Genomic DNA, 24,004 nt, shown 5'->3' with positions numbered 1-24,004 from the left:
ATTGTTCTTACATACATACCTGATCCGCAATAGATACTTTGTGCTGCTTGGCTGAAACCAGAATGGATTTGGGATCTACTTCAATTAAAGACTGTTTCTGTAAAGTATTATTTACAAATATTTTTATTTCGTCGATATAATCCACGTAATACAGCTGTTCCAGATAGCTGATGAGCTGGTTTACATTCAGCTTGATATTAAAATCGATATCTTTGGATTCCGTAAAGGCCCAGGGTGAGATGTACTTTTTAATATCTTCGTCCAGCTGTCTGGTATAGAAAGATTCGTCGTACTGCTCAAAGAACTTCACCCGGGTTTCCACTCTTGCTTCTTTATAATTAGGATTGATGACCTGGGTCTGAACCTGCATGGCGCTGAGCTCCTGGATATAGTTCTGGATCCTGTTGAGGCTGGCCCTGCTGACTCTTGGCTGATAAATATCAAAAGCATTTTTATTTTTAATATTCGGCACGACCATGAGGGTAACGTAGCCCGGCGCCAGATAAGATGTTTCAGAAGTATGGTTTAGGCATTTTACCTTAAATACTTCCGGGAATTCCTGTAAAACCAGGTGCTCATAATCCCACTGGGTAACGGCCCTGTTTTTATGTCTCAGTCTTTCGCTTACCCTTCTGTAATATTCGGCATCGGTTTCTTTGTATTTACCGTCGAAAGAATTATACGGCTGGCTCACCGATTTTACCTGAGGAACCCTGGTGATTAATTTGGTGATGGTATTCGCCTCCAGGCCATTATTCAAATGAGAAAGCTCATTGTCCTGATTTTCGAATGCGGCAAGAACCGCCTGCGTATAGATCCCCTGAATTTTACATACCGCATCATAGCTTCTTTTCGATTGGGCCCTGATCCAGACCAGCCCGTTGGTAAACCTGGTGTGCCCGGTATTAAGGTCTTTTGGTATTTTAAACTTGACAATACCGGATTCCAGGAATTTCCGGGTTTCATTTTTCAGCATATAATCCGATAGATCCATCCATGTATTTCCCGAAAGGATGTGCCACCGGATAAACTCTTTTTCTTCAAAAGTATCAACCAGAGGATTTTCGCTTCCTTCCAGCATCTGGATCAGTAAGGAAACCGTTGTTTGCGGCATGGCTTCCAGACCGATGTATAATTCGCCTCCACTTTCGTGTACCGGCACCAGGCTGGCGGTTTCAACTTCTTTTTCGTACTGCCCGAAAACGTCTTCATGATACACCTGCATGCCTGCATTTTTTGAAGCCTGGCCCTCCTTATCCCTGCTCAGATAAGAATAGGCACTTTCATAGGCACTGTAACTGAGCTCGATATCTTCGGCGAACGGGATATACGGTTCGTTGGGAATAAGCTTTTTTTCATTCGGATTACTTGACAATGCAAGGGTATACAGCTTAGGATATACATCCTGAAGTGACGATTGTTTCAACGTTACGCGCAAAGCTTCGGAAGTTCCCGGCTCACCGTTGATGCTGCTGACGGAAAACTTCGTTTTGTAAACGCCGTCCGCTTTATCAAACAGGGTAACATCATGAGCGGTGCTGAACCAGTTTTCCCTGTCCAATAAGGCAATATCTGCTTTGAAATAAGCATCGGCATCTACGATCGAAGGACTTTTTGAAGCCTCAAAATCCTTCAGGCTGATGTTCTGGTTGGGCTGGATAATGTATCCGTTGTATAAATCTTTGATGGAATCCGGTGCATTCTTCCAGTTGATGGTAATGTCTGCCTTCTGCCATTTTTTAGAGAACATTTCAGGATATTTAATGTAAAAATTAGATCCTTTAACGGGTTGTGCGGTGAACGGATAGTACGGCTTGTCGGAATTTAAGGCTCCGTTGTCATTTTCTATCTGTACCGATTTGATACCTTTTACATCAACCGATACTTCGATGTTCTTTACCAGTTTTTCCGAAAGGGCTTCGTAAACGTCGTAGTACTTTTGTCCTTCAATTATAAATCTTACGACAGGCAATCCAGTCTGAAATGTTTCTGCAAGCACCTGTCTGTTATACGGTACCACTGCAGGATCATCTTTGGATAAGGTAAACGAAAGTTCCAGGCGGTCTCCTTCGTTTTTAAGGCACTTCAGAACGATGCCCGACATCCATTCTTTTTCACCGCTGCAAAGCACACTCATGTTATTTTCAAGATCTTCTCTGGAAAGGTTCTGAAGTTTCTGTGCCGAATTTTTATTGAATGTTACAGCAACCGTAACGGTTCTTTCGCCTTCTTTCAGGTCGAATAAGGAAGAAGCTACGGAAAAGCCCAGCCTGGCTTTCGGAAGTTCTTTGTAAATGGATTTTTCGGAGGCCGTTTCGTCGGAATTATATCCGAACGGCCACCAATAGCTGCTGTCTTCGGGCAGCTTTTCGCCAAGGCCGTCTGCCGTATCTGCTGCCGGAGCCATTTTCAGCTCGCGTTTTTCAACGTCGTTCAGGAAACTTTTGATCTCTGCTACTTTTGCCTGATTGGCAATAAGCTCCTCTTCGGTTTTGTAAATCCGTTTTTTCCCGTCGGCATCTTTATCGCCGTCCAGTAGAGTTCCTTCCGGAATCCTTTCCTGAATAGCTTTCTTGGCCAGTTCGAAGATGACGTAGACTTTATCGGCTTTGGCGTCGTTTTTATCAATCTGGAGGATTTCGTTATAGTAAAAATCCAGATGTCTTTTTGTAAGATTATTAAAAGCTTTTTTGGAAAAGTCCAGCAACTTCAAAAAGCAAACGAAGAGTGTCAGGTGGGGAGTAAGGTTGCTGTCCTGCTCAAACCGGGAAATAAGATCTGTAACCTGCTTTTTCATTTGTTTGTATTCTACGCTTTCCCTGCGCGGAACTGTATAATCATCATCTCCCAGGAAGAAGTTTCCCCAGTTTCCTCTAGGGGTCGCAGGATCATCTTTGTGAAAATAATTTACATGCCTGGCAAAATTATTAGCGAATAACAGCCAATCAAACAGGTCGAAATCATGCAATTCGAGATTGCCAGGATCCAATTCTGCTAAAAAGCGCTGCATTTGTGATTTTCCTTCGCGGTAATGCGAAAATGTATCTGTTTTTTTCATTAGTTTAAATTTATATTTCGATGGTCAGATGCAATACTTTAATGTAATGTTTGCTTGTATTCAACATGGCTACAGACATCCCGGCCTAATTTATATTTCAGTAGCTTCCCCTTTGTAGAAAGGAAAAACAATATTGCTTCTTGTGTTGGTGTTTCTTACTTCGTAGTCAATCTTTATCAGCACTTCTCCCTGAAGCTCCTCCTGGGTATCGATATCGATATCCAAAATATTGATCCTGGGTTCATGATATAAGATAGCCCGCTCTACGATTCCCTTCATCTGGGTAATAAGGGTGAGGTCCAGCGGTTTGAAAAGCATTTCCTGCAGGTCGCATCCGTAATCCGGGAACATTACCCGTTCTCCGGGACGTGTGGACAATAAGATAATAAGACTGTTATTGATGTCTTCCACATCGGTGGTCATCTCCAGTATTCCTTCCGTCTCATTAAACTCAGGCGGAAAGCTCCAGCCTATTCCTAAAAAATCTGCATTTATATTCATACGTTATTTGTTTTATTTGGTTGTAACATCCTTCATTTTTAACCTGGAGTTTCCGGTGGTCCTGCCTTTTTGCTGCGGATGTTTTTATATGTTGGTTTTCAGGTTATATTTTAATGGTGATTGCTCAGAGAGGCCTTGCTTTTTATCCGCCTATTAAAACAGTTGCTTCTCCCGCGGTAATAACGCCTCCATGCGCCGTTGAGTCCCCCATTCTTGCTGCCTGTTTTCCGCCGATGAGAACGCTGGAAGATCCGGAAGCGATGGTATCCAGCGGGCCTGTACATACGGCCTTGTCTCCTACTCTGGCGGCAGGCTTTCCTCCGATCAGTACCGTGGGTTCCCCCGCAGGGATAATAGGTCCGCCTACATGCGGAACATTTCCCGTTACCATCGGGCAGGTATGCATATCTGTAATTCTTGCTGCCGGTTTCATATTGATTAATTTATTTTAACTTGCGATCCTTTTACTACGGTTACCGCTCCGGATTTAAGCTCCGAGCCTGAGCTTCCTTCTGCCTTAAACTGTGCAGAAGCTTTGACACTGACATTGACTCCTTCAATTTTAACATCACCTTTGGCTTTGATCTTAATGTCTTTCCCGCTTTCCATGCTGATCCCGTCTTTGTTTAGCGTAAGAATATTCGAATGTTCGTCTTCGATCTTTATGACATCCTCATCTTCGTTCAGGATCAGTTTTTTACCTTTCGGTGTTTCCAGTGTATAGGAGATTTTGTCGTCGTTGAAAATCATTTTCATTTCGCTTCGGGTAACGAATCCTTTTTCGTTGTTATCGTCAGAAGCTGTAAGCGGAGCCGGTTTGGCACTGCTGTTCAGCATTCCGAGTATTACGGCATCATTCGGGTCGTCATTGATGAATCCGATAATGACCTCATCACCGATTTCGGGTCTGAAAAAAGATCCTCGGTTCTCCCCTGCATCAAGAGTGGCTATTCTCGCCCAGATTCCTTCTTCTTCGTTATTGATGATCGGGATCTGTACCAAAATCCGGTCTTCCCCATCCGGGTCGGATTCGAGCTGTGACACAACTCCGATATGCAGTCCGCTGATCGACGGGATGATTCCTGACCCCGGCATTTCGCTGATATCATAGGTTTCCGAAAACCAGGTGGGAGAAAGCCCGAACTGGGCATCTACAAGCCAGTTTCCATCGGCAATCTCGTGACGCACCCCGCTTACGTATATTTTCCCGTTGAACCGGTTTCCTACGCCCTGTAACGTTAATGTAACGCCGGGCAGTACGGAGGGAATTCCCTGGAACTTCACTCTTCCTCTTGTTTTGGCCAGCTGCTGGAAGGTTGCTTTGGCATCGCCCCATTCCTGAAGTTCGCCCTGGGTAAGATTCCCGCCATGCTTAAGCTGCAGGTCTTCGATTGCGAAAACTTTGGCCAGATCGCCCGGTGAAAGATTTCCATTGAGGCTGATGGCCGGATCCTGGGCCTCCACTTCGGTAAGTTCCTGATCGGTATAGCTCCATGTTTTGGCGGTAATTTTACTGAACTGATCCCTGGCGTCGATTTCTCCGTCGAATTCATGGACAGAAGATCCGTAAACTACGGTTTCCACTTCTTTCTTACTGAAATCCGGTTTGGCTATTTTTACCGTTCCGTCTTCGACAAAGCAGAGTTTTCCATTGGCCTGAGCCCTTGTCAGCATGAAATCCCAGTCGGAAGCCCGGTACTGTACCAGTTCCTTGTGTGAATTTGCAGTTGCTTCCACCTCAGCTTTCAACCCGCTGTTGCCAATCAGTTGTTCCATGATATCGCTGTCTTTGCTGTCGTAGAAATACTTGCTTTTTCTTCCCAGCGTCATTTTTACGGCTTTATCCCTGCATTCCACGATCAGGTAAGAGGAGCCGTTTCTTACTTTTATGTTATGTTTTACAACAACTCCTTTAAAGATGGTTTCTTCTTCGGAATGATATCCGGCAGTGATCTCGATTTCTTTTCCGGGCACCAGCAGGTCTTCATTGCTCAGCTTAAAATCCTGTTCCGGCACGCTTCCGTCCAGGATGGTAATGCGGGCATAAGGAATCCTGTTGATTTCTTTTTCCACAACAATATGGGTAATCCCATACTTACCCGGCAGTTCGGTACCTCCGGACATTACCTTGAAGGTGATCAGGTCCGGGTTTTTTGCTGTTTGTATGTATCCGCTGTTGTTCATATTATGATATTTTTTCTATCGGTGGAAAGTAAAGTTCATCACCCGGCACCAATTGTCTGAAATTGATCAGGTTGTTTACTTTGGCTACTTCGAGGTAATACTTGGAATCTCCGTAAATCCTTTTAGTCATCAAAGGCAAAGTGTCACCGTCCTTTATTATCCGTTTGTGGGTAAGGTCCGGGGAGGTCTTTTTTTCTTTCTGCGCTATGAGTTCCGGGCTGATTCCTTCAACAAAAGTTGCTTTGCCTATGGCTCTTAATGGTGTTCCATCCTTATTGAACATCTTATAATCAACGGTAAATTCAGTAAGAGCTCCTTTAAATTCAAATTTTCCCCAGATAATGATAACATTGTAAGGCTTATGAATCGGTCCTCTGAAATCTCCCGTCGCTGCATAAAACCTATTCAATTGCTCTGTAACCGTATCATGCTTAAACTTTTTCTTCTTTATAACGTTAATCAGTTTATTACCAGAGTTTTCTTCCGTTACACCGGTACCGTCAAATAAAAACTCCAGCTGTAGAGATTGAGCAGGTGTTTTAACATATTTTGAATTGGTGCCACTAGCTCCCGGTTCCTGGGTCGTATTGTATTCAATTTTTCTGGTGAATGAAAACCCCGTCGGATTAATTAGGGCAACGAAAGCATCACTATCAATCAAATTTTCATATCCGTTATTCTCGTAAGTCCCTATTTTAACTTTTGCAAACTGTCCCATTATCTTTCTTTTTTACGTTGTTCTATATTGACGGCCTGTTCTACACTTTCGCTGACCGCCCGCATGATCTGCACTTCGTCTACGCTGGCTGCGGTGGATGTCGCAGCGGCTTTCTCGTCCACATTTATTTTAATGTGAAGCTCTTTTATTTCTATTGGCATTTCGTTTTGTTTTTAATTGGCTATCAATAAATAAAATATTAACAACCAATGATTTAACATATCTTATTTTAAAAATCCAGGCACGTGAAGGGTGCTCAGACCCGGCCTTGCGACGCATCTGTTTGTTTTATCAAAAAAATTGGGTAAAAAATCTTCTGAAACACGCTTTTCCGTGCCCGGATTTGATGTAGAAATTACAAGCCCAGGCTTGCTAACGATGAAGGTATTGTGAAATATCTGTATTTCAGCTCTATGGTTTCAACAGCCAGTTTGCTTTCTTCTGCATTGAATTCCGAGACTTCCCACCGTACAGGATAGGCTCCTACGACGTTCCAGACCATTAATGGTGCGGTAGACTGAAGTCCTCCGGAAAGGGAAACAATAAGATCCCTGGGTTCGAACTCGAAGTTTTCCATCGCATTTCTGCACCAGCTTATCAATCCTGAACTTACGAGTAATCCGCGTTTAAGAACTAAATTAGGGTATTTGGGGCGTAAAGGAAGCTGATGGGCGAACCTGTTTTCGCCTCCTTCGGCATATTCTTCCGTGGTAATATCGGTCGATAATCCGGATATGGATTGAAATCTGGAGTCAATACCCTCTGTGGTCGAAATCCCGTTAACGATAAAAGAGAAACTGGTTGGAGGATATAAAACAGCCATGATTAGTTATTTTCAATGGTTAAACCTTCGTGTGCGATTTCCAGGGTTTCGATGGCCACTTCATTACCTTCGGCTTTAAGATCCGTCGACTGCAGTTTCACAGGGAATGCATTTTTCACTTTCCAGGTTACTGCAGGCTCTCCGTTTTCGTCCAGAAGGGAAATGGTAATGGATCTGCGCTCTACCGTATTGGATTTCATGGTTTTGAACCATGCATAATACTCGTTGTCCGATTTAAAGGTTCCTCTTTTTAAACTGATGTTGCTGAACTTCTGAAGACCGGTCATTTTGATCTTGCTGAAATCCGGGCTGGCGCCGTGTCGGTATTCGATCACATCCGTTTCGATATTAAGGCCGGATACTTCCTGGAATCCTACTTTTGTTCCGCCCCAGTCTACTTCAAAGGAAAACTTTACTAATGGGTATGTACTCATATTTTTTAATTTAATTTGGGTTGATTTATTTTAAGTTTAAAGCTTAGGCTTCCTGCAATTTGTGAGAGAAGCGAAGCACGATAAATTCTGCCGGACGTACCGCAGCCATTCCGACCTCGATAATCATTCTTCCTTCCAGGATATCCTGTGCAGACATGGTTTTGTTCAGGCCTACGCTTACGTAATAAGCATCTTCAGGCTTGCTTCCGGCCAAAGCTCCGTCTTTCCACTGTTCGTTAAGGAAATTTTCGATCATCGCCTGTACGCGTACCCAAGTGTTGGCTGTGTTAGGCTCGAAAACGAAACGCTCGGTGGCCTTCTTTACGGATTCTTCCACCATATTGAAGAAACGTCTTACCGATACATATCTCCACTCGTTGCTGTTGCCATCCAGGGTTCTTGCCCCCCAAACCAATGTTCCTTTCCCGGCAAAAGCCCTGATCGCATTGATGGATTTTCCGGAGGTTGCATCTACGTTAAGATTATCCAGATCATCAGGAGAAATTTTTTCCGTTGGTGCTACTACATAATTAAGTCCAACATTAGCAGGTGCTTTGAATACTCCGGCAGTGCTGTCTACTTTGGCATAAACACCTGCGATGGCTGATGACGGGGCCATTACAACCGCTTTAGATTCAATTGCTTTTTTAGCAAGGTTATACGCTCCTGATTTATTCGATTTCAGCCATTCCAAATTATCCTGGCCCTGATTGAATGTTACCTGAACAACAACTCCGTCTGCGTTTTTTTCTTTTAAAAGATTTACCTTAACATCTTTGTCTTCAAAGCTGTAACTTAAAATCGTTTCGAGATTTGGATAATAAGCGGCTCCATACTTTAAACCGGTTGCTGTAATTCCTGTTCTGAAAGAATCTTTGCCTCCAACAACATCCATGATCACAAAGCGGTCTTTCATTTCTTCTGCCTGATCCAAGGCTTTATTGTAAAGCGTGTAAGCATCTGCGGTTGGTAAATCTTCTACATCAGGGAAAACAATCAGCGTAGGTTCATCTTCTTTTTCCAGTGTATCTAGCCCTGATTTCAATTCACTCAACTTTACGGTATTGGTGATGATATTATTACTTCCATCTTTCGTAGTGAAAGCACCTACCGATACGATATAACATGCTCCGCCACCATTGGCAAAGTACATCTGCATCGCATAGTACATTTTGAAAGCGCTGATAGTCCCATTAACAGTAACAACAGTATCGTCAATTGAAACAGAAAATACTTCGTTCTTTGCTTTTCCGAAAATTGCTTCGTATTCCAGCATTGAAGTAATTCTTGTCGGCTCATTTTTTGGCCCTTTATCTGTATACCCGATAAAAGCAGGGATAGCAGTTTCTACTTGCGCTACAGAGGGTGGGAATTTTGTGATTTCTTCCACATAAACTCCAGGTGTTTTGTAATTCATTTGTTAAAAATTTTAAAATTAATTTCCGTTATTTTCAATGGTTAAACCTTCGTGTGCGATTTCCAGGGTTTCGATGGCCACTTCATTACCTTCGGCTTTAAGATCCGTCGACTGCAATTTTACAGGGAACGCATTTTTCACTTTCCAGGTTACTGCAGGCTCTCCGTTTTCGTCCAGAAGGGAAATGGTGATGGATCTGCGCTCTACCGTATTCGATTTCATGGTTTTGAACCATGCATAATACTCGTTGTCCGATTTAAAGGTTCCTCTTTTTAAACTGATGTTGCTGAACTTCTGAAGACCGGTCATTTTGATCTTGCTGAAATCCGGGCTGGCGCCGTGTCGGTATTCGATCACATCGGTTTCGATATTAAGGCCGGATACTTCCTGGAACCCTACTTTTGTTCCGCCCCAGTCTACTTCAAAGGAAAACTTTACTAATGGGTATGTACTCATATTTTTTAATTTAATTTGGGTTGATTTATTTTAAGTTTAAAGCTTAAGCTTCCTGCAATTTGTGAGAGAAGCGAAGCACGATAAATTCTGCCGGACGTACCGCAGCCATTCCGACCTCGATAATCATTCTTCCTTCCAGGATATCCTGTGCAGACATGGTTTTGTTCAGGCCTACGCTTACGTAATAAGCATCTTCAGGCTTGCTTCCGGCCAAAGCACCTTCTCTCCATTGCTGGTTGAGGAAATTTTCGATCATGGTCTGTACACGAACCCAAGTGTTGGCTGTGTTAGGCTCGAAAACGAAACGCTCGGTGGATTTCTTTACGGATTCTTCCACCATATTGAAGAAACGTCTTACCGATACATATCTCCACTCGTTGCTGTTGCCGTCCAGCGTTCTTGCCCCCCAAACCAATGTTCCTTTTCCTGTAAAAGTCCTGATCGCATTGATGGATTTTCCGGCGGTGGCATCTACATTAAGGCCATCCTGTCTTTCCTGGGAAATTTTTTCCGTTGGCGCGATTACATAATTAAGTCCAACATTAGCCGGTGCTTTAAATACTCCGGAGGTGCTGTCTACTTTGGCATAAATACCGGCGATGGCTGATGACGGGGCCATGATCACCTGTTTTGCGGCAATAGCATTTTTAGCCTGATTATACAAATCTGAATTGGTTGATTTTAATACTGCTAAACTTGCAATACCGAATGCACCGGTTGCCAACACTTCAGCCTCATCGATTTCAAAGCTTAAAACCGTTTTTAATTTCGGGTAATAGGCTGCACCGTATTTCAAACCGGATCCGAATACTCTTTCCCTGAAAGTAGCTTCGTCTCCTAAGACATCCAGAATGACAAACCGGTCTTTCATGGACTCTGCCTGGCTTAAAGCGCTGTTGTATACCGAGTAAGCCTGCCCGATAGCATTAGAAGATAATCTGATTGTAGCCGCACTTTTAGCAGCGGTAGCCGCAGTAACTTTTTTTGCAGCAGTGGTAACATATTTGTCATAAACAGACGCCGCTGCCTGAGCTGCCGTTTTTACGGTAGCAGCTGTAGCATTTGCAATACCGGCTGCCGTCTGGGCGGCCGCCGCAACAGCCTGAGCTGCTTGTCTGGAAGCAATCTGCGAAACTGTACTGGTTTCGGTAACCGTATACGTGTTGGCTTTTGCAACCGCAGCGTTGGCAGCAGCCCCCGCATCGGCACCTGTAACAGCAGCGGATACAGCCTGGGCAGCAGCCTGAGCATCGGTAGCTACGGTTTTATTATTTAATGCAACCGTCTCTAAAGCATTGGCAGCAGTAACGTCATCAGCATTAGTAACCATACTCTGAAGATCCGGGAAAACGATCAGTGTAGGCTCGTCTTCTTTCTTCAATAATTCAAGTCCTTTCGACAGAGTTTTATCCGTATTATTAGAATCCGTAATTACCGGATCTGTATAATTTCCTACAGAAACAATGTAGCAGGGTCCGCCGCCATTGGCAAAATACATCTGCATGGCGTAATACATTTTATAATCGCTGACGTTTATCTGAGTTGCAGCAGCAACACCGTCTTTGAAATCTACAGCGAAGTTTTCCTGACTGGCTTTTCCGAAAAGATTTTCATACTCCAGCAACGAAGAAATTCTCGTCGGTTTCGCAGGCCCTTTTGCTGTATATCCGACAAAAGCAGGAATTGCCGTTTCAACTTGTGCTACGGAAGGCGGAAATTTGGTCTGCTCCTCCACATAGACTCCAGGGGTTTTGTAATTCATTTGTTAAAATTTAAAGTTAATATTAATTATTCTTCGAAGCGCACTTCGAATGGGTATCCGAAACGGATTTGTTTTTTAAGATTGTTGTAACTGATGGGAGAAATTCAGGACAATGAATTCTGCCGGGCGTACCAAAGCGACTTTTACGGTTACATTCATGCTTTTCGGTTTGGTTTCATCGCCTTTTACTTCCACATGATAGGCTTCTTCCGGAGTGCTGCCGGCTAAAGCACCTTCTTTCCACTGCTGGTTCAGAAAATTTTCTACCGTTGTTTTGGCATGAAGCCATGTGAAGGAAATATTGGGCTCGTTGATGAAGTTTTCCCTAAGCACTTTGCTCAGCGCATACCGGATCATATCATAGTAACGGCGAACCTGGATGTATTTCCATTCATTGTCCTTTCCATCCTCTCTTTTGTCTTTTCCGGAGAGCGTTCTCGCGCCCCAGACCAGATTTCCTTTTCCTGTAAACATACGGATTGCGTTGATGGATTTCCCGGAAGTATGGATGTTGAGATCCGATTGTTCCTGATCCGAAATTTTCTCCGTAGGGGCAGTTACATAATTAAGGCTTACGTTTGCGGGAGCTTTCCACGGTCCCTTTGTACGGTCTACTCTTCCATATACACCGGCAATTGCTGAAGATGGAGGCAAAACCACTTTTAAAGACCGGATGGCTTCTTTTACCTGACTGAACAATGCGGAATGAGAGGATTCCAGATCTTTAAGAAGGATGCCGTCTGCGTCTCCTTTTTCGTCTTTTGCATTGAGAATGGCTGTTTTCAAAGCCTCAAATTCTCCGTTCAAAAGCGGCGTGTTTTCATCAAAATCATAGATAATTCCATCATACAGGTCGCCTGAAAGATCTTTGGCATTATTGATTTTGGCTGCCAACTCCGTTTTTACATCAGCGGTTTCCTTTACCTTTTCTGCAATGGCGATGGCCTGATCCAGTAAATCGGCGAGTACAAAAGCATTTTCGGATCCGCTTGAGATTTCGTCGACTGCCAGGCTTTTTAACCGGTCTATAGCGGTAATTTCATTTGCATAGAAAATGGTGCTGCTCTGTCCCGGCTCCTGCAGGCCTGTATGCGTTATCGGCGTCTGAGTTTCATCAAAAGCATAATTCAATACCGTTTCCAGATGCGGAAAATAAACAGCCGCGTGTGAAGCATTAGCAGCAGTCGGATTTATATTGCTTCTGAACTGTTCTACCGTATTCTTGTTATCGGATTTCGTAACGGAATTTCCGTAGTAGGTATCCAATAAGGCAAATCTGTTTTTGGTCTCATCACCGGCAATAGCGATGGCCTGGTTATAAAGTTCATAAAAATCGTTTTGGTCAGCCAGCAAAACGGCATCAGGAAAAACAATAAGGATCGGTTGTTCTATTGTACTGATCATATTCAATCCCGTTTCCAAAGCAGATCTCTGTACTCCTGAAGAAGCGGAACTGTATGTTCCGGCCGAAACAATATAGCACGGCCCGCCGCCATTGGCGAAATACATCTGAAGGGCATAATACATCTGGAACTGTACCTGCGGTACGACAAGGATTACTCCTTCTTTCGTGTCCTTCAGACGGATCTTTTCTTTTTTTGTTTTCCCAAAGTATTGTTCGTATTCTAAAAGGGAGCTGATTTTAAGGGGTTTGGTATAGTTGGCAGGCTGTAGCTCGGTATACCCGATAAAGGCCGGTACAGCTGATTCTGCTAACGAAACCGAATATGGGAGCCTTGCGTTTTCCTGGATAGAAACGCCCGGAGTAGTTGGATTTGGCATGTTTTAAAATTTAAATTAAAGGGTTATTCGTTTTTATTTTTACTGCTGATCAACGGCAATACTTTTTACATCAACCTCGTCTATCAATGCAACATCAACAGAATCTACAGCCGCAATTTTGATGACACTTATTTTGTACAGGACAGAAGGCATTACTTTGCCACCCAACAGCCCCCAGACGTAACTCAGCTGCTCAAAGGGAACCGAATGCATTTCGGCCCTGAAGCTGAAATCTTTACTTCGGTCATTTCCCGGATCTACATATTGGGATACATTACTGGCCTGAATAACTTCAATCACTTTCGAAATACTTACTAAAGCACCTTCATAAGACGTTCTGTTGGCCGAGATCATCACGTACAGATTGACGTAGGCAGGATCGCTTTCCATCTTCATTTGATATACAGGCGGCGTTGTACCTGTTCTTGTCTTATTGTATCTCGGAGCATTTTTCAAGGTAGATTCTTCCTGAACATTTAGCAGGGTAATGATTACCTTATCGCTGAGTCCTGAAGTGCCGTCATCATGTTTTGCAACATCTGCAACAACCACAGTATCCGCTATAACAGCCGCACTATTCAGCTTGTCTTTTAAAACGTTCAATACTTTGTTTATCATAATTTTTGTTCTTTAGTATTATGGTGCAAACATACAATTCCCCTTCGTCAAAAGACAAATATTTCAGGGGCCCAAACCTGTCTTTGCAGTAAATGAGATTTTTATTTTTCTTTAAAACAAAACCAAAACACCAAATCAAAAATCTGATAATCAACATTCTAATTTATCCCCATAAAATATTAAAAATAAAAAAGCACGAGCACAGTATGGGATGCAGTAGATTCAGGCAGGCTGATCGGGTTTAATTTTATTGTTACCCGACCGAAGTTAAATGTGTTTAATCAGACGGAAAAAGAAGCCACAGACCGGAAGTTTTATCGTTACTATTTAAATATCCAAAACCCTATTCCCTTACCCGGCTCTTTTTATTTTTTAAAGGACTGGATAAGATCTTTATTTGAAAAGACTTCGCAGATTTAATTTTGGATCTGCTTCTTCATAATACCCCCAATCTTCAGAAATTCTTATTTCAGCTGATTCGCGCAGGTTCTAAATTTCTCTTACTGCAAAGACTGAACAGAGACGCCTGATCATTCGTAAAACGGATTTTCTTCTTCTAATTTTGACCCCATCAATTTAAAACCTAATCCAATGAATATTAAAAAAATTTTCGGCCAGCGCAATGAGATCATCGGCGGCCATTTCAACGAACTTCGCTCAAAACTGGGACTGGCGGATCAAAACGAGGAATATGTCTTTGCCGTAAGAGAGGAAATCTGCAATGCCTGCCCTCTGAAAAACGGCAACAACTGCGATACCCAGAAATGGATCAACCCCCAAACGATGGAGGTACTGAATGCTCCGAAAGAAGGCTTTATCCGTGGTTGCGGATGCAGACTGAGTGCCAAGCAGAAATCGAGATCCAGCCTTTGCCCTGCCGGATTCTGGGGTGGAGAGTTCAATTAAAAGTCTGCCATATTTGCCATTGTATAATCAAATCTATTTCATGTGAATCAGGATCATATCATTCAGAAAGTTTTTGTTGAAATTACCGTGAACAACAAAGAAAAAGCCTATGGTATCAAAGAAGATATCAGCAGCTTTTTGTCTATTGACGTTTTTCCGGAAATAGAAAAGCACATTGAAGCCCTGGAACACAAATTCTCAGGGCAGACCTTGCAGATTCCTAAACTGGAACTGAATCTGGAGATAAAAAACAGTTCTTTGAACGCGGAATTAAAAGATATGATTGTCCGGTATTTCAAGGAAGAACTGGCTGGGGTTACCAGTCCGCTTTTAAGTTCGGAACAAGAAACAGAAAATAGTGTTGAAGCTTATCTGGTAGGAAATCAGGAAAAGATGATCCAGACCTTTCTTTATTTTCTCGAACACGGATCGATGCCCTGGTGGAATCCGGGTAAAAAGGGCATCCGTTTTCTGGAGCCTGCGGTATTTGAAACCCTTATTGCAGCTGACAGTTTCCCGAAATATATAATCCCTGTTTTGGGTAAGCAATATATCCAGGACCGGATGATCCATCAGCTTTCGGATCTTCAGCTTGTACAATTGTGCCGGGAGATTGTCAAGAACAGGAAATTGGAAATAAGCCTCAAGGACGATATGATCATTTCTATCTCGAAGTTTACTTTTCCGGACCGGATGATTATCTGGCGACTGATATTGGATGTATTGTCAAAATATGCCGCAAATGTTTCACAAAGCAGTCTCCGAGAATATGTTTTAGAGCAAACCGTAAAGACAGGAACCTTCCCGGAATTACAGGAGAGAAACAGCCCCCGGTTTAAGGCAGCTATTCCTAAAATATTTCCCTCTATTAAAAAAGAAGATATTGAAAACGGAATTAATAGAAGCTTGGAAGGTCAACAGCCGGATGTTCCGGAACATGCAAAATCTTTTTTAGAAACAATTCATCAGAAAAATCCGATAGCAAATGAAGAAGCAATACCTGACGAAGGGCAATATATTCAACATGCCGGGCTTATCCTGATCCATCCGTTTATCAAAACCTTTTTTCAGCACTGCGGCCTCCTGGATCCGAAAAACCAGCAACTGCTTGATCCCGAGTTGGGTGCTCATCTGCTGCACTATATTGCTACCGGAAAGACAAACGCTCCTGAATACGACATGGTTTTTGAGAAATTCCTGTGTAATATTCCGCTTCACCAAACCATCAACCGGCATGTTAAGCTGTCGCGAAAACATAAGATCGAGGCGAAAATCGTTATTGAAAGCATCTGCCACAACTGGAGCCCGATGAAGAATTCTTCCATTGAATTATTACAGAACGAGTTTTTCCAGCGTCCAGGCAAACTGGCCGTCACCGACTATGATTATACCCTCACCGTAGAGCGGAAAACCCAGGATATCCTGCTGGATAAGCTGGCCTGGGGCATCGGCCTGGTGAAGCTGCCCTGGAAGGAAAAGTTTATGTATGTGAACTGGTAGCAATGGTTAAAGGTTTGTTTTACCGGAATCTCCAATAATGGTAATCCCGAAAACAATCATTCATTGTTACTTATTCAAGATACCTGCTTATTTACTCCAATAATATCAATTCAAAATAAAATTATGAAATCTCCCATTTCTTTGATGGAAAAACATCAGCAAGAATCTCCGATAAAAGCAAAAGGACGTGAAAAAACAGAAAAAACGGACTTTCTCTTTCAATCCGGCATCAACCATACTGCTTTGAATGACGAAATGAAATGGCTGCAGCAGCTTATTGATATCCGGTGCAGAGAATTGTTTTCGGAAGAAATAACAGAGGCAGGCACTGACCATAAAATACCAGAACCTCCAAAAGCGGATGACGGATCACCCTATTCGATTACGGTGCAGACCCATCAGCTTACCGCGATAGACCGTGTTATTTTAGCATTGGGTATCGCTTCTTCTCATTATCCATCCATCCTGAAGACCTTTGTTCAGATCGAAGAAAGCAGTAATGCTTTTGCAATTGAGGCAGGCGGTGAATATAATAAGGTAAGCAGGAGTTTCAAGCCTACATTCCAGACCGCTCTTTTCCTGCTTGCCGGTAAAGATCTTTCCTTATGGTCATATTACAGTGAACAACTGATCACGGGCAGTGTTCTCCTGCAAAACGATATTGTGTACAACCGCTCCTCAACAGAGTTTATCCACGGAAAAATTGAGCTGGATACGGCTTATTTAAATTATTTCCTTTCCGGAAAGAAACCACAGCTGGATCACGGTTCTTATTTTCCCGGAAAGCTTTACCAGTCGGATCTGACGATGGATGATATTATTCTTGAACATACGGTCCGGGAGCAGATAAAGCCGATCGGGCATTATATTAAAGCCCTGGAAAACGGCTTTTTCCAAGGAAAAGGTAAGGAACACAGCTTTAAACCGGGTTTTATCGCGCTGTTTTACGGCGCACCGGGAACAGGGAAAACCATGCTGGCCGGAATTCTGGCCAATACGTATGGTATTGATATGTACCATGTGGACCTGTCTCAGGTGGTCAGCAAATACATCGGGGAAACGGAGAAAAATCTTGAAGTGCTGTTCAACCGCCTTCAGGGCAAAAACTGTATGCTGTTTTTCGACGAAGCGGATGCCCTGTTTGGAAAACGTTCCGATGTGAAAGATGCTCACGACCGGTATGCCAACCAGGAAGTTTCCTATCTGCTTCAGCGGATTGAAAAATTTGACGGATTAACCATTCTCGCCTCCAATTTTGAAAACAATATGGATGATGCTTTCAAACGGCGTATCGATGTTTCCATCAACGTGATCAGGCCTTCGGAAACAACCCGGGAAAACCTCTGGAAGCATTACCTGCCGAAAAATGTAACCTTTGAAAGTGATGACCTTCTGAAACATATCACCAAAGAATATTCCTACACCGGCGCCAATATCCGCAACATCATGAAAAATGCTGCCATTGCATTGCACGACCTTAACGAAACCATCATTACCCATTCTTTACTGAGCCCTTATCTGATGATCGAAAATGAAAAGGCTTTCGGGAAAAACCAGTCCCGTCTCAGTCCGTTTGTAAGAAATTCAGGGTAAAAACAATAACCATCACCAACACTTAAAAAATATGAGCAGACACCATAAAACTTTTGCGCCCAGGGCCAAACGGTTCGAAGCAGAAAACTTCCATGAAGAGGAGGAGAAGAAATACGAGCCGATTACCAACCAGGATGCCAGAATTTCCCTCACCAATACCGAAGTTACCCAAATAACCTATGCCCCGTTTAAAAACAGGGCCTTCAACAAAATAGAAAGAGGCTTATCCAGAATGCAGTTTTCCGAAAACGGGCTGCACGTATCCGCCCTTCATCAAGCACTCAATAAATTGGGGTACAAAGCTCCCGAAAGCGGCTCACTCTTCTGGAATAAAACCCGGACCGAGCTCATGCGCTTTCAGAGCGATCACGGTATTAAAGCATCCGGAACCCTGGATTCGGGGACTTTGCTGAAAATGGATGAGGTCCTGGGGAAATCGGGGGATCGGGAAGATGATAAGAAGACTGAAACAACCTCTCAGAAAAAACAGATAACCCTACTTCCAGCTGCTGACCCGCCGGATGGGACGATAAAATTAAGTGTCGGAATTGTTCCGATGAGCATCAAAAGCAATCAGGAATTTTTTGAATTTTTAGATATTGAAATTTTCGGGAAGATTGTAGACCGTAAATGGGATATTGGTACCTATTCTTATAAAAATTATATAGGAAAAGAAACATACTGTACAGTAAGCATTGCTACCCTAAAAAAGCAACTGGGAATTACGGATGAACAATGGGCAAAGATCTATTACAAAGAGGGTCCTGCAAAATCGAGCCCGAGTGAATTAAGAAAATCCATTAAAAAATTTATAATAAACAGAAAAGACGAAGAAAAAGGAGCAGAAACGCTGTCTTCAGCTAAAAAACAATTTATAAAAGACACCTTAAGCACTGCAAACAGTATTCAAAGCATGCGCATCCTTGATCTGCTGAGGCAGCTATCAGATGTAGAAATAGCTGATTATCAAAGTAAAGTTTCGCAGGAAACGACGGATTTAAAAGTTCTTGAAGCATCGCTTAGAAACTACATTGAAGAAAGGAATACAAAAAATAAAGAACAGGATGAATTAGAAAGTGTAAAAACCAAGTTATATGGTTTGGAGGAATTGTATATACAATATATAGATTTTACTAAATTATCTCCAACCATTACAAATACGTCTAGTGCAGGTATTCCTGTAGTTAATGAAAGTAAGGAGTATGAGCCGGCAAAGAAAAAACTTACTAACGATTTAATTGCTAATGGATTTAATGGAGGTATTCCTGAATTTAAAAATTATTTAGAAAGATATGAGCTTTCTTTCCGCAAAAAAACAGTTCACATTGCAGAAGATGCACTGATGAAATATAAGCATGTTCTTTTTGAAGGGAAAAGCAAATTATTTGACGATGCTTTCTTAACGAAATTATTGGAAAAAATAAAAGCTTCAAAAGCCAAGAAGGCTTATGAGGAATCAGAAAAAACCAGACCTATCTTTTTTGATAAGTTTTCAAATTCGGAGGATAAAAGTTTTAGAGCAAAAATGGAGGTCCGTGCTGCAAATAAAAAAGCGGAAGGTAATGAAGCAATTAAAGGATTATCATCTGTAATTCCTCTTGTTGAAGATAATGGATTCGATAAAGAAAATTTTGCACACATAGAGACTAAACAACAGCTTCGTGATTTCCTTGAAAAATATATCAGCGATCAGGAAATAAATATTACAAAAATCATAACAGATTTACGTACCAATCAAGGCATCTCTATTTACGGCTATGCAAGTTTACTTGAAAAATCGAAAGAGCAACAAGGAATAACCAAAGACAGTATTTTTGATTTAATAATAGGCGATAAACAAAGCGCAGAAAATACCAAACATCTTGTAGAAGGACTATTAATAGGAGTTTTGGCAGTTGCATTAGGATTACTTACATTCGGTACAGGGACGGTCGCAGTACTCCTAGCTGCTGGAAATTTTGCTTTAAGCGCTTACCTGACGTATGAAGAAATTGAAGCATACCGCACCCAATTGGCGGCTTATCATGTAAATATTTCTGAAGATGAACCAAGTGCCGTTTGGCTGATTATTTCAGTGGTTGGTTCAGTTTTAGACGCTGCTGCTGTTGCGAAAATATCAAAGATACTGGTAAAAGCAGGCAGAATTTTCGAAGAAACTAGTGATATTGTTCAAACCAGAAAAATACTTGATGAAGCAAAATTAAATCCTCAAACTCAGGAGAAAGTAATAAAAGCATTAGAAAAAGATTTAGCAAAAATTGGAGCCCTTGAAAACAAAATACAACAAAACACTGTAAAACAAACAGAACTCAAAGCTGAAATAAAAGTATCATTAGATAGGACTAAAAAAGATCTTTTCACAATAAATATAGGAATAAGCCCTAAAAATCTACCACGGCTAATACAACTTGCCCGCCAATATATACAAAAGGGTACACTAACCTTTGAAAAATTTTTGCTGCAGATACAAAAAATAAAAATGATCAAAGAAATAGAAAATTTATCACCTGAAGAATTATCTTTGCTTAGGAAAGCTTTTGAAGAAGCGACAGAAATACAGAAAATAAAAGATGCTTTAAAAATAGAGTTTTTGGATAAAATCGGTAAAAGACTTCCTGGAAATTGGGATGAGTTTTCACCATACACAAATATAGAATTTGCAGAAAAACTTAAAAATTCCAAAGGAGATTATGATTTAACTTTCGATCGTAATTTTAGAGGCAGCGAAGGACAATTATTTGAGATACATTCCATAGAAAACAAGACCTTGAAAAGATGGTTTGAAAATAGATTAGATGTTATGCCGAGATCTATACGCTTGTTAGAAGAGGCTAAAAATATAGTAGACTCCAACCCCTTATTAAGGCAATATATTGAAGTAGTGGAAGTAACGGAACGAGGATCTGATTGGATTGTTAGAGGTTTTGATGAGAGCTCTGTAAAGATTACGGAAGTACTTTCGGATCCATTAGTAATGAAAGCGAAACAAAACGCAATAGAATTATTATCAAAAGAACAAACAGAAATTGCAAAAGATATTTTGAAAAAAATCAACAAAAATTCAGCTAACATACATTGGTCACTGAAAAATAAAAAAATATTAATAATCGATATGCTATAAATAAAATGAAAAACTTTGAAGAACTAAATAAAACAGAAGTACTCGACAGAATGTTGAGTAGCGAATTTGGCACATTATATTCTCATCTTGATATACAAGGCAGTATTGATAAAATAATAAGATTCCTAGATGGCAAACTTACCCCTGAACTCCTCCCAGTATATGTTCAATTATATGAGGCTTTATTACAGTATATTGATGAACATCATAAAATAAAAGAGCATGTCTTCATGCCTCAATTATTAGAAGTAGGGACAGATTATATCATTCGCCCTTTTTATTCTTATCATGTATCTACCCGTAGATATTTTGATCCTGATGAACCATTGGAACCATACACAGAATACTATGAAATGATCAGGGCTTTCTCAGAAGAAATGACCAATGAGTTTTCGCAAGAAGATATTACTGATCCCGATAAACAAAGTATCATAAAAAGAATTCTAAGAAAAAGTCTGATACAACCAAGAGGTAAAACTTTTTTTGAGGGACGCTATCTCAACAAATATATTATTGTAGAGCCTGCGATTTCCATAGAAGATATAGAAAAATGGAAAATCAGAGATGAAGAATATTTTTCTTAATATCTACAAACGTAAAAGTATTTAGATAAAACTCTTCCCTCCGCAGTTTTCAACTTTGAAGAGTTTATGTTAAACACACTTATTCAATACTTGAATAACCACATCTAAAAAAAACAAGAGTCAATCTCACAACTAACAAGTGAGACGGATTCTTTTTTTTTACTGTTAAAAATTAATTATTAATAACTTACAAACTATTAATAAAATAATAAAAACCTGTCTAATGTTAACCGAAATAGCAGAAGACCTTGACGCAAAAAAAGAGGACTCATCCTGTAATAAAAGGAAAAATAAAATATTACTATTTAAAAGAGGTTGTCCAAACTTTTCGGACAACCTCATTTTATTTAGTAGAGGAATTGTTACATTTGACAGCTTTGTAGCCGAACTTAAACTGGCCAAACTGGTAAGCGATATAGGATTAAATCCTGAAGAATTAGTTTTATTTAAATAGACTTTCGAAGAAGCGAGGATATTAGCCAAGGATGATAAACTGGTTGCTAAGCTTGAAAAAGTAATGGCTGATAATGATCTCGCAAAATTAAAAAAATTACTGGACGAAGCAATCTGCAAACAGAGCTAAAATATGAAACAACAGAACTTCTTGAGCATTATATTGGAGAGGAATTAGGAGAAGGATGGGGAAAAGTATAATATTTAACAGAATCACAAAAAAACAATATGAACTTTTGTTGAAGATGAAGAAATTGTAGATATAAATGATAAACTATATGATACTTCTGATGCTGGTTCGATACATAGTGATGAAGAGAAATCTATTTTTGTTATGGATGAAATAGAAAATTTTTTGCTTCTAAAACTCAGGACGTGGGTTAGATTTCAACATTCGAGTTTAGGTGGTGGAAAACCTATTGCTGGTGCAGGAGAGCTTGTAGTTAGAGATGGTATCGTTGTGGAAACAAGTAATAAAAGTGGTCATTATCAGCCAACAAAAAAATTGAACTCACAAGTTATAACTGAATTAAAAGCAAAAGGAATTAATACTGATAAAATTAATATTACCGGTTTCTAAAATTAAAATTATGAAAAAAGATCTAATTATTATAATTTATAGGCTAATTACTACTTCAAATATTAAAGATATTAAATATGATCAACAGGATGTTGCACTTTTTTGTAATAACTATAGTTTAGAAGAAAGAAAAAGCCAATTCAGTTCATTGGAATCGGCAATGAATAATCCCAACTATGATTTTAAAAACATTTCACCCATTTTTAAAGATTTAAAATTTTCCAATAGTGAAATATATAATTATTTGTCACTCTTGTATCAATTCATGAAGAATAATGACATACAAAATTTAGAAAAAAAATAAACTACTTCATAACCGAGCAATATATTATACTTCTTTTATTTGCGATAATTATAAAAAAGAATATAGGGGCATGGGCCAGAAAATAAACATTCAAAAATGAAACATATTAATATTAAACTTCCTAATGGAAAAAGATCATTATAAATATTGTTCCTAATGAAAAAGCTAAAAGACTATTTAGCATAAAATAAAGAAAATGAATAGAGAAAAATTTATATCCAAAATTCAATCAGGTCAGACCTGCCATTATATTTATAAAAAAAATGAAATAAATGAAAATACCGGTGTAATAAAAGTTTGGTTCTACAATCAACAAATCATTTTGACTTGGGAAGAATGCCCTGAAGGGTTACAGTATGATGAGTCTTCATATTCAAAAGATGATGTATATGACTTTAGAAATTGGGAAGAACTGGACATTTTTTTTAGCGAAAATAATATACGGTATTCTTATTTCGAATCTTAAAGCACCAATTTAAAAGGCAGCAATTATAGACTCTTTACAGAAGATATTAATGTGGAATTTATAAAGGCAATGCAGAGAAATATTAGTCAAAAGGCGAATGCCTGAGGAATAAATTAAATAATTAAATGACAGAAGAATTAAACAATATATTAGTAAATCTAAAAGCAAAGACCCTGAAATCATAGAAAAAGCTCTGGATGATCTGGGGGATTTAAATCCTGATAACGCATTGGAATTAATTCTACCCTTTTTAAATCACCATTCTAAAGAGGTTAGAGAGACTGCTGTATGTAACCTCGGTGAAATAAATAACGAAAAAGCAATATCCTATATTATTGAAAAGGCAAAAAATGATGAGGAATCTGTAAGAAAACATGCTTTTAAAGCTCTTGAGGAATACAATAGTCCTCAGATTTTTAAAACACTAATAAATGAAGTATATCAGGAAAAAAAGTCCAGAGGGCCAAGACAAATAATTGCAGAGCAATTAAGGAATTATCCGAGCAGAGAATCTCAGAAAGCACTCATCTATTTAATTCTTAATGATGACGACTATTTTGTGTTCATACCTGCTATTGATTCTCTATACTCCATGAACGACAAAACTTTATTGGATACCTGGAAAAAGATCGATGCTTTATATAATCATGATTATGTAAACTCTGTTGCAAAACGGGCTATAGAAGATATTGAAAAAGTGAAGAATGACGACTAGTAAAAGATTAGCATTGGTTTGAAAAGAGA

General features: G+C 40.3%; 23 protein-coding genes. 10 read left to right on the top strand and 13 right to left on the bottom strand.

The window, feature by feature from the left end; genetic code table 11:
- Nucleotides 1-7: 7 nt before the first annotated feature.
- From QE422_RS08865 to QE422_RS08805, 13 genes are all read right to left on the bottom strand, one after another.
- On the bottom strand, nt 8-3,058 hold the full coding sequence (locus QE422_RS08865) for a baseplate J/gp47 family protein (protein ID WP_307456943.1): 3,051 nt from the start codon (nt 3,056-3,058) through the stop codon (nt 8-10).
- Between the two features lie 90 nt (nt 3,059-3,148).
- Complete coding sequence (locus QE422_RS08860; protein WP_307456940.1) at nt 3,149-3,559, bottom strand: GPW/gp25 family protein; 411 nt, start codon at nt 3,557-3,559, stop codon at nt 3,149-3,151.
- Between the two features lie 142 nt (nt 3,560-3,701).
- Entirely contained in the window at nt 3,702-3,992 is a 291-nt protein-coding gene (locus QE422_RS08855) for a PAAR domain-containing protein (RefSeq protein WP_307456938.1), read from the bottom strand.
- 5 nt (nt 3,993-3,997) lie between these two features.
- Nucleotides 3,998-5,743: a type VI secretion system tip protein VgrG gene (vgrG, locus tag QE422_RS08850; protein WP_307456936.1), complete on the bottom strand. Its 1,746-nt coding sequence runs from the start codon at nt 5,741-5,743 to the stop codon at nt 3,998-4,000.
- A gap of 1 nt (nt 5,744) precedes the next feature.
- Entirely contained in the window at nt 5,745-6,461 is a 717-nt protein-coding gene (locus QE422_RS08845) for a LysM peptidoglycan-binding domain-containing protein (protein WP_307456933.1), read from the bottom strand.
- Nucleotides 6,461-6,622 carry a DUF5908 family protein gene (locus QE422_RS08840; RefSeq protein WP_294222133.1) on the bottom strand — a complete coding sequence of 54 codons (162 nt, stop codon included), beginning with the start codon at nt 6,620-6,622 and terminating at the stop codon, nt 6,461-6,463. Before QE422_RS08840 ends, QE422_RS08845 begins: the two co-directional genes overlap by 1 nt.
- 194 nt (nt 6,623-6,816) lie before the next feature.
- A complete protein-coding gene (locus QE422_RS08835; RefSeq protein ID WP_294222135.1) occupies nt 6,817-7,284 on the bottom strand; it encodes a phage tail protein in 468 nt (155 codons plus the stop codon).
- A gap of 2 nt (nt 7,285-7,286) precedes the next feature.
- Nucleotides 7,287-7,718: a phage tail protein gene (locus tag QE422_RS08830; protein ID WP_294222138.1), complete on the bottom strand. Its 432-nt coding sequence runs from the start codon at nt 7,716-7,718 to the stop codon at nt 7,287-7,289.
- A gap of 43 nt (nt 7,719-7,761) precedes the next feature.
- Nucleotides 7,762-9,135 (bottom strand): phage tail sheath C-terminal domain-containing protein, encoded by a 1,374-nt coding sequence (locus tag QE422_RS08825; RefSeq protein ID WP_307456928.1) that lies wholly within the window; start codon nt 9,133-9,135, stop codon nt 7,762-7,764.
- Between the two features lie 18 nt (nt 9,136-9,153).
- The gene (locus QE422_RS08820) at nt 9,154-9,591 is read right to left on the bottom strand and encodes a phage tail protein (protein WP_307456926.1); all 438 of its coding nucleotides are present in this window, start codon (nt 9,589-9,591) and stop codon (nt 9,154-9,156) included.
- 43 nt (nt 9,592-9,634) lie between these two features.
- Nucleotides 9,635-11,353: a phage tail sheath C-terminal domain-containing protein gene (locus tag QE422_RS08815; RefSeq protein ID WP_307456923.1), complete on the bottom strand. Its 1,719-nt coding sequence runs from the start codon at nt 11,351-11,353 to the stop codon at nt 9,635-9,637.
- Between the two features lie 75 nt (nt 11,354-11,428).
- Nucleotides 11,429-13,135, bottom strand: coding sequence for a phage tail sheath C-terminal domain-containing protein (locus QE422_RS08810; protein WP_307456920.1), 1,707 nt, complete (start codon nt 13,133-13,135; stop codon nt 11,429-11,431).
- Between the two features lie 39 nt (nt 13,136-13,174).
- On the bottom strand, nt 13,175-13,753 hold the full coding sequence (locus QE422_RS08805) for a DUF4255 domain-containing protein (protein ID WP_307456918.1): 579 nt from the start codon (nt 13,751-13,753) through the stop codon (nt 13,175-13,177).
- Between the two features lie 591 nt (nt 13,754-14,344).
- Between QE422_RS08805 and QE422_RS08800 the strand changes: the two genes are divergently transcribed.
- The 10 genes from QE422_RS08800 (at nt 14,345) to QE422_RS08755 (ending at nt 23,975) form a co-directional block, all read left to right on the top strand.
- A complete protein-coding gene (locus QE422_RS08800; protein WP_307456915.1) occupies nt 14,345-14,659 on the top strand; it encodes a hypothetical protein in 315 nt (104 codons plus the stop codon).
- A 42-nt stretch (nt 14,660-14,701) separates the two neighbouring features.
- On the top strand, nt 14,702-16,159 hold the full coding sequence (locus tag QE422_RS08795; protein WP_307456912.1) for a contractile injection system tape measure protein: 1,458 nt from the start codon (nt 14,702-14,704) through the stop codon (nt 16,157-16,159).
- Between the two features lie 123 nt (nt 16,160-16,282).
- Nucleotides 16,283-17,752, top strand: coding sequence for an ATP-binding protein (locus tag QE422_RS08790; protein WP_307456910.1), 1,470 nt, complete (start codon nt 16,283-16,285; stop codon nt 17,750-17,752).
- A gap of 31 nt (nt 17,753-17,783) precedes the next feature.
- Entirely contained in the window at nt 17,784-20,873 is a 3,090-nt protein-coding gene (locus QE422_RS08785; protein ID WP_307456908.1) for a peptidoglycan-binding domain-containing protein, read from the top strand.
- 5 nt (nt 20,874-20,878) lie between these two features.
- Nucleotides 20,879-21,457 (top strand): hypothetical protein, encoded by a 579-nt coding sequence (locus tag QE422_RS08780; protein WP_307456906.1) that lies wholly within the window; start codon nt 20,879-20,881, stop codon nt 21,455-21,457.
- Between the two features lie 223 nt (nt 21,458-21,680).
- Complete coding sequence (locus QE422_RS08775) at nt 21,681-21,911, top strand: hypothetical protein (RefSeq protein ID WP_307456904.1); 231 nt, start codon at nt 21,681-21,683, stop codon at nt 21,909-21,911.
- A 333-nt stretch (nt 21,912-22,244) separates the two neighbouring features.
- Nucleotides 22,245-22,490 carry a hypothetical protein gene (locus tag QE422_RS08770; protein ID WP_307456901.1) on the top strand — a complete coding sequence of 82 codons (246 nt, stop codon included), beginning with the start codon at nt 22,245-22,247 and terminating at the stop codon, nt 22,488-22,490.
- 10 nt (nt 22,491-22,500) lie between these two features.
- The gene (locus QE422_RS08765) at nt 22,501-22,794 is read left to right on the top strand and encodes a hypothetical protein (protein WP_307456898.1); all 294 of its coding nucleotides are present in this window, start codon (nt 22,501-22,503) and stop codon (nt 22,792-22,794) included.
- Nucleotides 22,795-22,990: 196 nt separating this feature from the next.
- A complete protein-coding gene (locus QE422_RS08760) occupies nt 22,991-23,260 on the top strand; it encodes a hypothetical protein (RefSeq protein ID WP_307456896.1) in 270 nt (89 codons plus the stop codon).
- A 136-nt stretch (nt 23,261-23,396) separates the two neighbouring features.
- Complete coding sequence (locus QE422_RS08755) at nt 23,397-23,975, top strand: HEAT repeat domain-containing protein (protein ID WP_307462311.1); 579 nt, start codon at nt 23,397-23,399, stop codon at nt 23,973-23,975.
- Nucleotides 23,976-24,004: the final 29 nt, after the last annotated feature.

It is taken from the genome of Chryseobacterium sp. SORGH_AS_0447, assembly GCF_030818695.1.
Classification (GTDB): domain Bacteria; phylum Bacteroidota; class Bacteroidia; order Flavobacteriales; family Weeksellaceae; genus Chryseobacterium.
The sequence above is the reverse complement of the archived record's forward strand: the minus strand, read 5'-3'. Positions and strand labels throughout refer to the sequence as shown.